General features: G+C 68.5%; 12 protein-coding genes and 1 riboswitch. Of the genes, 5 read left to right on the top strand and 7 right to left on the bottom strand.

Annotation, left to right across the window (positions count from 1 at the left end; genetic code table 11):
- Positions 1–58: 58 nt before the first annotated feature.
- The 3 genes from GGR89_RS02900 to GGR89_RS02890 form a co-directional block, all read right to left on the bottom strand.
- Entirely contained in the window at positions 59–979 is a 921-nt protein-coding gene (locus tag GGR89_RS02900; RefSeq protein WP_241218024.1) for a helix-turn-helix domain-containing protein, read from the bottom strand.
- Between the two features lie 123 nt (positions 980–1,102).
- Positions 1,103–3,379 (bottom strand): phosphoenolpyruvate--protein phosphotransferase, encoded by a 2,277-nt coding sequence (gene ptsP / locus GGR89_RS02895; protein WP_125976843.1) that lies wholly within the window; start codon positions 3,377–3,379, stop codon positions 1,103–1,105.
- Between the two features lie 264 nt (positions 3,380–3,643).
- A complete protein-coding gene (locus GGR89_RS02890) occupies positions 3,644–4,675 on the bottom strand; it encodes an NAD(P)H-dependent flavin oxidoreductase (RefSeq protein WP_206431115.1) in 1,032 nt (343 codons plus the stop codon).
- A gap of 135 nt (positions 4,676–4,810) precedes the next feature.
- On the opposite strand from GGR89_RS02890, the gene GGR89_RS02885 reads away from it, so the two are divergent.
- Positions 4,811–7,399, top strand: a complete 2,589-nt coding sequence (locus GGR89_RS02885) for a glycosyl hydrolase 115 family protein (RefSeq protein WP_167712701.1) — start codon at positions 4,811–4,813, stop codon at positions 7,397–7,399.
- 28 nt (positions 7,400–7,427) lie between these two features.
- Here the strand turns inward: GGR89_RS02885 and GGR89_RS02880 are convergent, their stop codons facing one another.
- Positions 7,428–8,699: an aspartate kinase gene (locus GGR89_RS02880; protein WP_125976845.1), complete on the bottom strand. Its 1,272-nt coding sequence runs from the start codon at positions 8,697–8,699 to the stop codon at positions 7,428–7,430.
- Positions 8,700–8,757: 58 nt separating this feature from the next.
- Here GGR89_RS02880 and ubiG point away from each other — a divergent pair, with 58 nt between their 5' ends.
- From ubiG to GGR89_RS02860, 4 genes are read left to right on the top strand one after another with little or no spacing between them, the layout of a single operon-like run.
- Positions 8,758–9,489 carry a bifunctional 2-polyprenyl-6-hydroxyphenol methylase/3-demethylubiquinol 3-O-methyltransferase UbiG gene (ubiG, locus tag GGR89_RS02875; protein ID WP_125976846.1) on the top strand — a complete coding sequence of 244 codons (732 nt, stop codon included), beginning with the start codon at positions 8,758–8,760 and terminating at the stop codon, positions 9,487–9,489.
- 4 nt (positions 9,490–9,493) lie between these two features.
- A complete protein-coding gene (gene ung / locus GGR89_RS02870; protein ID WP_126001265.1) occupies positions 9,494–10,189 on the top strand; it encodes a uracil-DNA glycosylase in 696 nt (231 codons plus the stop codon).
- A 39-nt stretch (positions 10,190–10,228) separates the two neighbouring features.
- Positions 10,229–10,483, top strand: a complete 255-nt coding sequence (locus GGR89_RS02865; protein WP_125976848.1) for a type II toxin-antitoxin system Phd/YefM family antitoxin — start codon at positions 10,229–10,231, stop codon at positions 10,481–10,483.
- Positions 10,480–10,746, top strand: a complete 267-nt coding sequence (locus GGR89_RS02860; RefSeq protein ID WP_125976849.1) for a Txe/YoeB family addiction module toxin — start codon at positions 10,480–10,482, stop codon at positions 10,744–10,746. Before GGR89_RS02865 ends, GGR89_RS02860 begins: the two co-directional genes overlap by 4 nt.
- A gap of 84 nt (positions 10,747–10,830) precedes the next feature.
- Here the strand turns inward: GGR89_RS02860 and thiC are convergent, their stop codons facing one another.
- The 3 genes from thiC to GGR89_RS02845 form a co-directional block, all read right to left on the bottom strand.
- Positions 10,831–12,702 (bottom strand): phosphomethylpyrimidine synthase ThiC, encoded by a 1,872-nt coding sequence (thiC, locus tag GGR89_RS02855; protein ID WP_125976850.1) that lies wholly within the window; start codon positions 12,700–12,702, stop codon positions 10,831–10,833.
- A gap of 45 nt (positions 12,703–12,747) precedes the next feature.
- A riboswitch (TPP riboswitch) is annotated at positions 12,748–12,858 on the bottom strand.
- A gap of 69 nt (positions 12,859–12,927) precedes the next feature.
- Positions 12,928–13,635, bottom strand: coding sequence for a PEPxxWA-CTERM sorting domain-containing protein (locus GGR89_RS22160; RefSeq protein ID WP_241213333.1), 708 nt, complete (start codon positions 13,633–13,635; stop codon positions 12,928–12,930).
- A gap of 134 nt (positions 13,636–13,769) precedes the next feature.
- On the bottom strand, positions 13,770–14,624 hold the full coding sequence (locus GGR89_RS02845) for a MipA/OmpV family protein (RefSeq protein WP_125976851.1): 855 nt from the start codon (positions 14,622–14,624) through the stop codon (positions 13,770–13,772).
- Positions 14,625–14,685: the final 61 nt, after the last annotated feature.

The raw sequence follows: 14,685 nt of genomic DNA, 5'->3' as shown, positions 1-14,685 counted from the left end.
CCGGGGAACGGAGGCGTGGCGCCGCTATAGCCAAGCGGCGCCCGCTTGCGCCACCCCCTCAGGGATTGGGCGTGTCGCCGGCCGGCGTGGTGGCGGGCACGGTGCTCGCTTCGGTGCTGTCCGCGCGGGGCGTGCTGCGGCGGCGCAGCGGACGGTCGCGCAGCGGCGTTGCGGCGGCGGTCGCGTCCGGCGTCGGCGACGGGGTCGCACCGGGCTGGCCGCGGGCGCGCAGCGCGGCCGAGGTCAGCTCCGCCTCGATCACCTTCACTTCGGTGCCGAGCGGCGCGACTTCGCTGCCGTTGAGCAGCACCTGCAGCTGGTCCGGGCGGCCGGTGCGGATGCGCGGATGGTCGGCATCGTCGGGCACGTCGTAGCGCTCGCCGGCGGCCAGTTCCTTCTCGACGAGCTTCTTGCCGGTCGCGTCGGTGATGCGGATCCAGGCGGGGCCGCGCGCAACGAGCGTGACGTGCTCGACCGCGGGAACGGTCGGCGTCGGGGTCGGTGCGGCGGCGGCCGTAGGCGTGGGGGTCGGCTCCAGCTGCTGGACCAGGCTGTCGCCCTGCGCGGCGCTGCCGCCACGGAACCAGTCGGTGCCGTACCAGATGCCGATGCCGGCGACGATCACCAGCGCGACGATCACGCCGAACCAGACGATCCCGCTCGGTGCGGCGCGCGACGGCTCCTGCAACGGATATTCGGGGGTGATCGCCGGCCGCTCGATCTGGCCGAGCTCGGCGCGGACGTCGTGCGCGATCGACACTTCGTCGACATTGACCGCGCGCGCATAAGCCTTGGCGAAGCCGCTGGCATAGGTGATCGACGGCAGCCCCGAATAGGTGCCCTGCTCGATCGCTTCGAGGTGGCGCTGGGGAATGCGAGTACGCGCGGCGATCTCGGGCAGATCCAGCCCCATGGCTTCGCGCGCGGCGCGCAGACGCTCGCCGGGACGCACGGTGGACGGGGTGGATTCTTCGGGCATGTCGCCTTGCATTCTGTCCTCCGGCGAACGCGTTGGACCCTGGAACGTCCGCCTTATGCTGCAGGGGATGCCGTCCCGGCCGTATCGCTGTCAACGCCGGGAGGAAATCATTCCGGTGGATGGTCAGGCCAGTTCGACGCCCTGCGCCTCCGCCCAGCCGGTCAGCACGTCGCGCAGCGGCGCCTCCGGATGCCGCAGCATCTCCTCCATCGCCGCCATCACCGCGCCCCGATCGAGCCCGCGCAACATCGCCTTGATCGGCCCCACCGCGGCGGGGGTAATCGAGAGCCGGTCGATGCCCAGCCCGATCAGCGCCAGCGCCTCGAGCGGTCGCCCGCCCATTTCGCCGCACACCGCCACCGGCACGCCCGCCGCACGCGCCTGGTCGCTCACCCGCTTGAGGAAGCGCAGGATCGCCGGGCTCAGCCAATCGTAACGCAGCGCCAGCTTGGGGTGCGCGCGATCGGCCGCGAACAGGAACTGGGTGAGGTCGTTGGTGCCGATCGACAGGAACTGCAGCTTGGGCAGCAGCAGGTCGAGCACCTCGGCCAGCGCCGGTACCTCCAGCATCGCGCCGTAGCGGATCTCGGACGGCATCTTGCGCCCGCGCGCGGCGAGCCAGGCATGCTGCGCCTCGAACAGCGCGCGCGCCTGGTCGAATTCCCAGGGCTCGGAGACCATCGGGAACATCACGTTGAGCGTCCGCCCCGCCGCCGCCTCGATCAGCGCGCGCGCCTGCGCCTTCATCAGGCCGTCGCGATCGAGCGCCAGGCGCAGCGCGCGCCAGCCCATCGCGGGGTTCTCCTCCTCGCCATCCTCGTCATGGTTGAGATAGGGCAACGCCTTGTCGCCGCCGATGTCGACGGTGCGGAACACCACCGGCCGGTCGCCCGCAGCCTCCAGCACGTCGCGGTAGAGCCGCCGCTGCGCCTCGCGCTGCGGCAAGGTCGCCGAGACGAGGAACTGGAACTCGGTGCGGAACAGGCCGATGCCGTCGGCGCCGGTCAGGTCGAGCGCGGACACGTCGTCGCGCAGGCCGGCATTGACCATCACCGTCACGCGGTGCCCGTCCTTGGTCACGGGCGCCACGTTCTTCAGCTGCGCGAAGGCGGCGCGCCGCTTCTGGCTGAGCGTGAGCTTGGCCTCGAACGCCTCCTCCATCGCCAGCGAAGGGCGCACGAACACGCTCTCCTCGCCCACGTCGAGCAGCAGCAGGTCGCCTTCGGCCACCTCGCGGCGGATCTCGCGGACGCGGCCCAGCACCGGCACCCCCATCGCGCGGGCGACGATGGTGACGTGCGCGGTCAGCGAGCCTTCCTCCAGCACCACGCCCTTCAGCCGCCGCCGATCATATTCGAGCAGCTCGGCGGGCCCCAGATTGCGCGCGATCAGGATCGAATCCTGCCGCAGCCCCAGCTGTGCCGCCGTGCCGAGCTGGCCCGAGACGATGCGCAGCAGCCGGTTGGACAGGTCCTCCAGATCGTGCATCCGGTCGCGGAGCAGCGGATCGTCTATCTCGCGCATGCGCTGGCGGGTGCGCTGCTGGACGCGCTCGATCGCCGCCTCGGCGGTCAGGCCGGAATCGATCGCCTCGTTGATCCGGCGGCTCCAGCCCTCGTCATAGGCGAACATCTTGTAGGTGGCGAGGATCTCCTCATGCTCGCCGCCGACGCCGAACTCGGCCTGGCTGGTCATGCGGTCGATCTGCTCGCGCATCTTGTCGAACGCGGCATAGACGCGGTGGCGCTCGGCCTCGGTATCCTCGGCGACGGTATGCTCGATGACGATGCGCGGCTGGTGGAATACCGCGACGCCCCGCGCCATGCCCTCGACCAGCCGGAAGCCGCGGATCGTCCCCGCCGCGGTCGGCTGCAACCGGGTGGAGGTGCCGCCCGCCGCATCGATCAGCTCGGCATTGGCGATCAGTTCGGAGAGCACCATCGCGACGGTCTGCAGCGCCTCGATCTCGATATCGGCATAGCGCCGCGGATCGACATGCTGCACGGCGAGCACGCCCACCGCCCGCTCGCGGCGGATGATCGGCACGCCGGCGAAGCTGTGGAACCGGTCCTCGCCGGTCTCCGGGTTATGGACGAAATTGGGATGGCTGGTCGCCTCGTCGAGGTTGAGCGTCTCGACATGCGCGGCGATCGTGCCGACCAGCCCTTCGCCCAGCCCCAGCTTGGTGACGTGCACGGCCTCCTGCGCCAGCCCGCGCGTGGCGAACAGCTCGAGCACACCTTCGCGCAGCAGGTAGATCGAGCAGACTTCGCTGTGCAGCGCCTCGCCGATGATGTTCGCGACGGCGTTGAGCTTCGATTGCACCGGCAGCCGTTTCGCCATCAGGTCATGCAGGCGGGTGAGGATTTCCCGGGCGGAGGCGGCTGCGGTCAAGGCCATGTGTCAGCGGTAACAGATTGTGCGCACCCGCGCCAAGCCGGGTGCGCAGCAAAAGCGCGGAAAGCCTATCCTCCCGGGCACGACCAGGTCCTCCCCTGCACCGCAGGGGAGGGGGACCGCGCTGCGCAGCAGCGTGGTGGAGGGGCCGCCGCGCCAGCGGCGGAATGCGTGACGGGGAGCACCGCGCCTCGCGGCGCGGCCCCTCCACCACCGCCTGCGGCGGCGGTCCCCCTCCCCCAGCAAGCTGGGGGAGGAATCAGCGCATCACGCCGCGCGCTTCTCCAGCGCGTGCGCGGCTTCGGCCATCAGCGTTTCGATGATCGTCGCGACCGGCTCTTCCTTGGTGACCATGCCGACCGACTGGCCCGCCATCACGCTGCCATGCTCGACATCGCCGTCGATCACCGCGCGGCGCAGCGCGCCGGCCCAGTAATGCTCGATCTGGAGCTGCGCCTCGGCCATCTCCACGCTGCCCGCGTCGAGCGCCTGCGCCACTTCGCGCTGCTTGGCGGTGAACAGCTCGCCGCCGGCATTCTTCAGCGCGCGCACCGGGATCACCGGCAGGCGCGGATCGATCTGCACGCTCGCGATCGCGTCGCGGGCGGAGGCGCGGATGAACGCCTTCTTGAAATTGGGATGGGCGATGCTCTCGGTCGCGGCGGCAAAGCGCGTCCCGAGCTGGACGCCGGCCGCGCCCATGTCGAGATAGCCCGCGATCGCCTCGCCGCGGCCGATCCCGCCTGCGACGAACACGGGGACCTGGCTCGCCACCTCGGGCAGGATCTCCTGCGCCAGCACGCTGGTCGACACCGGGCCGATATGGCCGCCGGCCTCCATGCCCTCCACGACGAGCGCGTCGACGCCCGAGCGGATCAGCTTCTTGGCGAGGCTCAGCGCGGGCGCGAAGCAGATCAGCTTGGCGCCGTGCCCCTTGATCGCATCGAGCGAGCCCGCCGGCGGCAGCCCGCCCGCGAGCACGACATGGCCGACGCCGTGCTTCCCGCATATGTCGATCAGCTCGAACAGCTGCGGGTGCATGGTGATGAGGTTGACGCCGAAGGGCTTGTCGGTCAGCGCCTTGGTCGCGGCAATCTCGGCGTCGAGCAGCGCGGGGCTCATCGCGCCGCACGCGATCACGCCGAAGCCGCCCGCATTGGAGATGGCGGCGACGAGGTTGCGCTCGGACACCCAGGACATGGCGCCGCCGAGAATGGCGACCTCGCTGCCCAGGAATTCGCAGCCGCGCGCCATGCGGCGGGCCAGGCGCTCGGCGCCGATCGAGGAGGTGCTGGTCATGCGCGGCGCCTAGCGCTGCGGGGGCGGACTCCGCAAGGGGCCGCTAGCATCGCGCTGTGCCGGTTTCGGGCTTGCCCGCCACGCCGCAAATGCGCATGATAGCGCTATCAATGATAAGAAAATCCAGGAGTTGCGATGTCCTCCCCCGTTGATCCCACGCGCGCGGTCGATCGCCGCACGCTGTTGCAAGCCTCGGCCGCCGCTGCGGCGCTGGCGGCGGGAAGCGCGCGTGCCGGCACCGCACCGGAGCCGCTGCGCGTGCTGGAGGACAAGGGCGCCGGCTTCCCGCTGATCCGCGGCGGCGTGCCCGCGACGCTGCTGGTCGAGGCGGGTGCCGACCCCGCGCTCGCCCATGTCGCGGAGGCGTTCGCGCAGGATCTGGCGCGCGTCGGCGGCACTGCGCCCAAGCGTGTCCAGCGGCTGGAGAACGCGCAGGGCCCGGTGGTGCTGATCGCCCAGCTCGGCCGCTCGCCGATCCTCGACGCGCTGGTACGCGGCGGCCGGATCGACGTGCGCGACTTGGCTGGCGAATGGGAAGCCTATCGCCAGATCGTGCTCGACCACCCCGCCCCCGGCGTGCCGCAGGCGCTGGTGATTATCGGATCGGACCGGCGCGGCGCGGTCTATGGCACCTACGATATCTCGCAGCGGATCGGCGTCTCGCCCTGGCACTGGTTCGCCGACGTGCCGGTGCGCCGCCGCGCCGACGTGACGCTCGCCCCCGGCAGCCGCCGCGACCAGCCGCGGGTGCGCTATCGCGGCTTCTTCATCAACGACGAGGATCCCTGTTTCAGCGGCTGGGCCAAGAAGCATTTCGGCGGGGTCAACGCCGCGATGTACGCCCATGTCTTCGAGCTGCTGCTGCGGCTGAAGGGCAATTATCTGTGGCCGGCGATGTGGGGCAAGGCGTTCAACGACGACGATCCCCGGAACATGGTGCTGGCCGATGCGATGGGCGTGGTGATGGGCACCTCGCACCACGAGCCGATGACCCGGGCGCAGGAGGAATGGCACCGCAACACCGACAAGGGCGTCACCGGCGGCAAATGGGATTACGCGACCAATGCCGAAAATCTCCGCCGCTTCTGGCGCGGCGGGATCGAACGGATGATGTCGAAGGGCGACGGCAAGGGCTATGACTGCCTTGTCACCGTCGGAATGCGCGGCGACGGCGACGAGGCGATGGCGGAGGGCACCGCGACCGAGCTGCTCGAGACGATCGTCGCCGACCAGCGCAGCATCCTGGCGGACGCGACCAGGCGTCCGGCCGAGGCGACGCCGCAGATGTGGGCGCTCTACAAGGAAGTGCAGGACTATTACGACCACGGCATGCGCGTGCCGGACGATGTGACGCTGCTGTTTGCCGATGATAACTGGGGCCAGATCCGCCGCCTCGCCACCGCCGATCTCAATCGCAAGGGCGGGTACGGGGTCTATTACCATTTCGATTATGTCGGCGCGCCGCGCAACTACAAGTGGCTGAACACCAACCAGATCGAGAAGAGCTGGCAGCAGATGGACCTCGCCTGGCAGCGGGGCGCGCGGACGATCTGGATCGTCAATGTCGGCGACCTCAAGCCGATGGAATATCCGCTGAGCTTCTTCCTCGACCAGGCCTGGAATCCCGAGGCGATGACGCTGGAGGCGATGTCCGCCTATCCGGCGCGTTGGGCGGGCGCGGCGTTCGGGCCGGCGCTGGCGGAGAAGGTCGGCGCGCTGCTCACCCGCTATGGCCAGCTCGCCGCGCGGCGCAAGCCCGAGCTGCTCGACGCCGATAGCTTCGCGCTGGGGCCGGTCCGCAGCGACGGCAAGCTGGACGGCGGCGACTTCGGCCGCGTGGTCGCCGAATGGGAGGCGCTGGAGCGCGACATGGCGGCGGTGAAGCCGCGCATTGCCGCCGACGCGCGCGACGCCTGGTTCCAGCTGGTCGAGCATCCGATCCTCGCCGTCGCGAACGTCTACCGGCTCTACTACGCCGTCGCCTGGAACCGCCGCCTCGCCGCCGCCGGCGATGCCCGCGCGAACGGCTTCGCCGAGCAGGCCGAGCGCGCCTTCGCCCGCGACGCGGAGATCACCGCTGCCTATCACGCGCTGAACGGCGGCAAATGGGACGGGATGATGGCCCAGACCCATATCGGCTATACAAATTGGCAGGAGCCCAGGCAGCAGGTGATGCCGGCGGTGCGCCGCGTCGACGGCAAGGCCGCGCCGATCGTCTTCGTCGCGCCTACGCTGCCCGCTGATCAGATCGTGATCGAAGCGCCGGACTTCGTGTCCGCCAGCGGCGGCAAGGGGCTAAACTGGCGCCGGGTGCCGCATCTCGGTCGCACACTGGGCGCCGTGACGACCTTTCCGCAGGGGCGCCCTGCCACCGCCGCGGCGGACGGCGTCCATGTCGATTATGCAGTGACGGTTCCGAAGGGCGGCCCGCTGGAGGTGGCGCTGGAGCTGGTGCCGACGCTCGACACCACCGGCCGCAACCAGCAGCGCCTCGGCGTGTCGGTCAACGATGGCCCGGTGCAGATCCTCACCGACAGCCTCGTCCCCGCCCCCAATGCGACGACCACCCAGGCCCAGCGCGATTGGAACAAGGCGGTCGAGGAAAATGGCCGCACGCTCGCCGCGCGGTTTCCCTCGGTGGCGCCCGGCCGGCATGTCGTGAAGGTCTGGCGGATCGACGACAATGTCGTCCTCCAGCGCCTCGTCGTGACGACGGGGGCGTAGCCGCGCCGGCCACGCCCCCGCGCTCGGGTCAGGCGGCGACGTCGTCCGCGTCGAGGCCATAGGCGGTGTGCAGCACGCGCACCGCCAGCTCGGTATAGTCTTCCTCGATCAGCACCGAGACCTTGATCTCGGAGGTGGTGATCGCCTGGATGTTGATGCCGCGCGCGCCCAGCGTCTGGAACATCGTCGCGGCGACACCGGCATGGCTGCGCATGCCGACGCCGACCACCGAGACCTTGGCGACGCGCGTGTCGTGGCTGACGCCCGTGAAGCCGATCGCTTCCTTCTGCTGCGCGAGGATCTCCAGGGAGCGGGCCAGATCCGCCGCCGGCACCGTGAAGGTCACGTCGGTCGCACTCGCGCTGCCAGCGCTCTGGTGCGCGATGTTCTGGATGATCATATCGACATTGATGCTGGCATCGGCCAGCGGCGTAAAGATCGACGCCACCGCGCCGGGCTTGTCCGGCACCGCGGTGAGCGTGATCTTGGCTTCGTTCTTGTCGTGCGCGATGCCGGTGATGAGCTGGCGTTCCACGTCCTGAATCTCCTCTTCGCCCACGATCATCGTCCCGGGCAATGTATCTGCCATCGGCGCGTCGTCGCCCGTAAAGGACGAGAGCACCTGCACGCGAACCCCTTCCTTCATCGCCAGGCCGACCGAACGGGTCTGGAGCACCTTGGCGCCGACGCTGGCGAGTTCGAGCATTTCCTCATAGGTCACGCGCTTCAGCTTGCGCGCACGGGGCACGATGCGCGGATCGGTGGTGTAGACCCCGTCGACATCGGTGTAGATGTCGCAGCGATCGGCCTTCACCGCCGCCGCGACCGCCACCGCCGAGGTATCCGATCCGCCGCGGCCCAGCGTGGTGATCCGGTCCTCGTGCACGCCCTGGAAGCCGGGGACCACCGCCACCTCGCCGTTCCCCATGCTGGCGAGCAGCGCGTCGGTGCCGATGTCCTCGATGCGCGCCTTGGCGAAGGCGTCCGAAGTCTGCACCGGCAGCTGCCAGCCAAGCCAGGAGCGCGCCGGCACGCCGATCGCCTGCAGCGCGATCGCCAGCAGGCCGCTGGTGATCTGCTCTCCGGCGGAGACGACGACGTCATACTCCTTGGGATCGTAGAGCGACGAGGCCTCGCGGCAGAAGCCGACCAGCCGATCGGTCTCGCCGGCCATCGCCGATACGACCACCGCGACCTGGTTGCCCGCCTCCCACTCGCGTTTGACGCGGGCGGCAACGCTGCGGATACGCTCGATTCCGGCCATCGATGTGCCGCCGAACTTCATTACGATACGCGCCATGGCTGGTTGCTTGTTTCCTGCCCTTGGGAGAGATGGGCGAGCCTGATAGGAGCCACGGATGCCGAACGCAACTAAAGCTACGATTGACCCCCGTGAAGCGGAACATTTCGGTCGTCTGGCGGCCGATTGGTGGAATCCGAAGGGCTCCTCCGCCATGCTTCACAGACTGAATCCTGCGCGGCTCGGCTATATCCGCCGCGCGGTCGACGTGCATTGGAGCGGCGACTCGGCCGATTTCATGCCGCTGACCGGCAAGTCCGCGATCGACGTCGGCTGCGGCGCCGGGCTCCTCTGCGAGCCGCTGGCCCGGCTCGGCGCGCGGGTGACCGGCGTCGATGCCGCGGGCGAGAATATCGGCGCGGCGCGCGCGCATGCCGAGCTGTCCGGTCTGCCGATCGACTATGTCCATGGCGGCATCGAGGATCTGGCGGGCCGCAGCTTCGACCTCGTCACGTCGATGGAAGTGATCGAGCATGTCAGCGATCCCGCCGCTTTCGTGCGCGGGCTGGCCGGCGCGCTGGCCGAGGGCGGGCTGATGGTGCTGTCGACGCCCAACCGCACGCCGCTTTCGCGGCTGGCGATGATCACGCTGGCCGAGGGCACCGGCGCGATTCCCAAGGGCACGCACGACTGGAACCGCTTCCTCAAGCCCGAGGAACTGGAGGCGTTGCTGGTGGATGCCGGCCTGAAGGTGTTCGACCGCCGCGGCCTGACCTTCTCGCCTGCCCGCGGCTTCGTGGTGAACGAACACGACGCGCTCAACTATCTGGTCACCGCGGTCCGGGCCTGAGCGCATGGCCGCCGTGAAGCTGCACCCGAGCTGGCTCGCCCCGCTCGAGGAGGAATTCGCCCAGCCCTATATGGCGGCGCTGCGCGACTATCTTCGCGCCGAGAAGGCGGCGGGGAAGCGCATCTTCCCGGCGGGCAGCGAGTGGTTCCGCGCGCTCGACCTGACGCCCTTGGAGCAGGTGCGCGTGGTGATCCTCGGGCAGGACCCCTATCACGGCGAGGGCCAGGCGCACGGCCTGTGCTTCTCGGTGAAACCGGGCGTCCGCGTGCCCCCGAGCCTGGTCAACATCTACAAGGAGATGGAGACCGACCTCGGCATCCCGCGCGCGCAGCACGGCTTCCTCGAACATTGGGCGGAACAGGGCGTGCTGCTGCTCAACGCGGTGCTGACCGTGGAAATGGGCCGCGCCGCCGCCCATCAGGGCCGCGGCTGGGAGCGCTTCACCGACGCGGTGATCCGGCTGGTCAACGCGAAGACGGAGCCCGTGGTGTTCCTGCTCTGGGGCAGCCATGCGCAGAAGAAGGCGGCATTCGTCGATTCGATCGACAAGGGCGGGCGCCATCTGGTGCTGAAGGCCCCCCACCCCTCCCCGCTTTCAGCGCATTCGGGGTTCTTCGGGAGCCGCCACTTCAGCAAAGCGAACGCGTTTCTGGAGAGCGTAGGGCAGAAGCCGATCGACTGGGCGCTGCCGGCATTGTGAGATTTGAAGTTTCGTACAGATTGATGTACAAGAATCGCCATGCAGACCCTGACCGTCTCGGAAACCCGCGCCAATCTGAAGGCCGTGCTGGACCGCGTCGTCGCCGACAAGGCGCCGATCCAGATCGTGCGTCCCAAGGGCGAAGGCGTAGTGCTGGTTTCCGAAAGCGAGTGGGAGGGGATGCTGGAGACGATCCATCTCATGTCGTCTCCAGCGAATGCGAAGCGCCTGCTGGACGGCATCCGCGAACTCGATGCCGGGCTCGGCGAGGAGCATGAGCTGATCCAGCCATGAAGGTCGTGTTCGGGTCAACGGCCTGGCTCGATTACATCGCCTGGTCGCGCGAGGACGCGAAGGTGCTGGAGCGCATCAACGCGCTGATCGAAGAGTGCCGCCGTCACCCTTTCACGGGCACCGGCAAGCCGGAGCCGCTGCGGCGCAATCTCTCCGGCTGGTGGTCGCGCCGGATCAGCGGCGAGCATCGGCTGGTGTATCGGGTTAGCGGATCGGGTGACGCGCAGGCGGTGGAGGTGCTGAGCTGCCGCTATCATTATTGAGGCGCGGCTACCTTTGTGGAATCGTTCACCCGCGCGTGCCGTAGCGAAGGCCGGGCAGGTAACACCCACCCAGCCCCATAGTCCTCAATCGTGCTCGCGGCCGCCGGCGCCCATGTAGAGCTCGCTACCGGTCTCGCGGAAGACCTTGCTCATCTCCGCCATGCCCGTCTCGGCATCCACCGTCGCCGGCGTCGCCGCCAGGAAGGTATCGGCCGAGGCGTTCTGCTTCGCCGCGAAATCGCGGACCTCCTGGGTGATCTTCATCGAGCAGAATTTCGGCCCGCACATCGAGCAGAAATGCGCAGTCTTAGCGCCCTCGGCCGGCAGCGTCTGGTCGTGATACTGCTCGGCCGTGTCCGGATCGAGCGACAGGTTGAACTGGTCGCGCCAGCGGAACTCGAAGCGCGCGCGGCTCAGCGCGTCGTCGCGCACCTTCGCCGCCGGATGGCCCTTGGCGAGGTCCGCCGCGTGCGCCGCCAGCTTGTAGGTGACCACGCCCACCTTCACGTCGTCGCGGTCGGGCAGGCCGAGATGCTCCTTGGGCGTGACGTAGCAGAGCATCGCCGTGCCGTACCAGCCGATCATCGCCGCGCCGATGCCGCTGGTGATATGGTCATAGCCCGGCGCGATGTCGGTGGTCAGCGGCCCGAGCGTGTAGAAGGGCGCCTCGCCGCACGCCTCGAGCTGCTTTTCCATGTTCTGCTTGATCTTGTGCATCGGCACATGGCCGGGGCCCTCGATCATCACCTGCACGTCCTGCTCCCAGGCGCGCTTGGTCAGCTCGCCCAGCGTGTAGAGCTCGGCGAACTGCGCCTCGTCATTGGCGTCGGCGATCGAGCCGGGGCGCAGGCCATCGCCCAGCGAATAGGCGATGTCATAGGCCTTCATGATCTCGGTGATCTCGTCGAACCGCTCGTAGAGGAAGGATTCGCGGTGATGCGCGAGGCACCATTTGGCCATGATCGAGCCGCCACGCGAGACGATGCCGGTGACACGCTTGGCGGTCATCGGGATATAGGGCAGCCGCACGCCCGCGTGGATGGTGAAATAGTCGACGCCCTGCTCGGCCTGCTCGATCAGCGTGTCGCGGAAGATCTCCCAGGTCAGATCCTCGGCGATGCCGCCCACCTTCTCCAGCGCCTGGTAGATCGGCACCGTGCCGATCGGCACCGGCGAGTTGCGCAGGATCCATTCGCGGGTGTCGTGGATGTTGCGGCCGGTGGAGAGGTCCATCACCGTGTCCGCGCCCCAGCGGATCGACCAGACCATCTTGTCGACCTCGTTCGCCACGTCGCTGGCGACCGCCGAATTGCCGATATTGGCGTTGATCTTGACCAGGAAGTTGCGACCGATCGCCATCGGCTCGCTTTCCGGGTGGTTGATGTTGTTCGGGATGATCGCCCGGCCGCGCGCCACTTCGTCGCGGACGAATTCGGGGGTGACGTAATCGGGGATCGAGGCACCCCAATCCTGCCCGTCGCGAACATATTCGGCCAGCCGCTCGCGGCCGAGATTCTCGCGCTCCGCAACATATTCCATCTCGGGCGTGATGATGCCGCGCTTGGCATAGTGCATCTGGGACACGTTCATGCCCGGCTTGGCACGCAGCGGGCGCTTCACCACGTTCGGGAACTGCGGCACGCCGGCCGAGCGGTCCGGGCCCTTGAGGCCATTGTCCTCGGGCCTCACCTGGCGCGCGTCATAGGCCTCGACATCGCCGCGGGCGAGAATCCAGTCGCGGCGCAGCGCCGGCAGGCCGGCCATGATGTCGATGCGGGCATCAGGATCGGTATAGGGGCCCGAGGTGTCGTAGACGCGCACCGGCGCCTCGCCGCTGCCCGGCTCGAGATGGATTTCGCGCATCGCCACGCGGTGCTTACCGACATGGATCTTGCGGCTGCCGCGGATCGGGCCGGTAGTAACGCCGATTTCGGTCTTGGCGGGGATGTCGGCCATGCTCGTCTACTCCTTGGGCGATACGCGGGGAGCAGATGGACCTCGGGGAACAAGACCCTCCCTCCCTACGCCGGTGTCAACCGGATCAGGTTCAGCGGGTCGAAGGCTGCAGCCTTCCTCTCAACCGCTGCGCCAGCGGTCCCCCGGGGAATGGATACCCGTCTACAGACACGCGGCGCGCCGGGCAATCCCGACGCGCCGCCATCCTACCAAAGGTTAGGAAGATCAGGCGAAGCGCACGGTCGTCCGCGCGCGGCGGCGGCGGAGTGCGCCGCCGGCGAGGCCGAAGCCGCCGATCAGCATCGCCCAGGCCGCCGGTTCGGGCACGCCTGCGCCAGCGGTGGCGCCGGGGCTGAAATCGGCCCTGAACTGCACGTCACCGAACGCGCCGTGCGGGTCGTCCCACTGAGTCCGCGCGATCGCGTCGAGGCTGCTGCCGACATTGGTGTAGACGAAATCGCCGCCATCATAGGCATTGCTGCCGAAGCTGCCAGCGGTGGGCATCCAGCTCATCTCGCCGTCGCCGGGCTGGGCAAGGCCCGCGGTGGTGAGGAAGGCGACGTAGCGCTGGCCTGCGCGCAGATCGAGCGCGCCCACGTCGAAGCGCAGCGCATCGAAGGCGTCGCCTGCGGTACCGGCGAAGCTGCGTGCATCGCTGGCATAGAGCGCCGCACCGAGCGGGCCTGCGCTACCCCAGGCATAAACATAGGCGCGAACCCTCGCCGCGCCGCCGCCGAGATAGAAGGTGAAGCCGTTCAGCGCATTGTCGCTGCCGACGGTGAAGGTCTGCCCGTAGGTGGGCGTATACTGCGCGCCGAAATAATCGATCTTCGATGCATAGCCGCCGCTGGTGTCGATCACCGATGCCGCAGCCGGTGCGGCAATCGTCGCGCCGAACACGCCAATGGCGCCAACTAGTGCTGCAAGTTTCATACATCTCCCCCTGATGTTGCCCCGCGACCACATACGACGCGAGTCCCGGATAGGCAGGCTAGCCCCCAAGACTTGCGTCGGCAATTTGTAAGTTGTTAGAAAACAGGACATTCGCCGCAATTACGCGCCGTAGGTCAGAAGGTATAGGCAAGCCCCAGCGCACCGTACCACTGGTCGCGCGAGCCGGCGATGCGCACCACCGGCGAGTCCGCCGCGTCGTCGAGCATCCGCCGATAGGCGACGCCGCCGACCATCGACAGGCCATGGGTGAGATCGCCGGTGAGCGCGACCGTGCCCATCGCGCCCAGCGTCCAGTCCTTCCAGCCCTTACGGGCGTAATAGACCGGCAGGCCGCTGCGCGCACTGCCGCCCGGCGTCACGCCGAAATAGGTCTGGGCATAGCCGTTGCCCATGTAATTGCCCGACGCGTTCAGCAGGACATAGGCCTTGCGGCTGAGCGGCGTGCCGTAGCTGACCGACGGCGACATCACATAGCTCTTATGCACCGTCCCGACATCGTGGAGATAGGAGAAGCTCACCGTCAGCTTGTCATAGTCGCTGGTGATCAGCCCCTGCTTGCCGATGCCGACAAAGCCGCCCGCCTCGACTGCGGTGTCGATCTTGCCGAGGGCTGCCACCTGGCGGTCGTCGATCCGCGAGGTGCGGTTGAGGTTGACGTTGACCACCGGGCCGGCCTGGAAATCCCAGCCCGGGCCGTTATTGTCGGCGATCACGTCCGCCCAGGCGCGGCTGCCCAGCACGACGAAATTGATGCCGGAGACGCGGCCGCGGACCAGCGGCGCCGCGGTGACGACGTTCTTGTCCGAGCCGTCATAGCTCGGCACCACCGCTGCGCCGACGCCGAGCGTCACGGTGTCGCGGGTCATGTCGGGCGGCGAATCCGCTGCTTGCTGGGCGAGGGCGGGCATTGCCGCGAGCAGCGGAAACGAAGCGAGCGCGGCGCGCGTCGCGGGACGCAGGAAAGGCATGGGGGTACTCCGGGAACGGGATCCAGTGATCAGCACCCCGGAAACGCCTGCAATCTCGCGC

The organism is Sphingomonas trueperi, from assembly GCF_011927635.1.
GTDB classification, from domain to species: domain Bacteria; phylum Pseudomonadota; class Alphaproteobacteria; order Sphingomonadales; family Sphingomonadaceae; genus Sphingomonas; species Sphingomonas trueperi.
The sequence above is the reverse complement of the archived record's forward strand: the minus strand, read 5'-3'. Positions and strand labels throughout refer to the sequence as shown.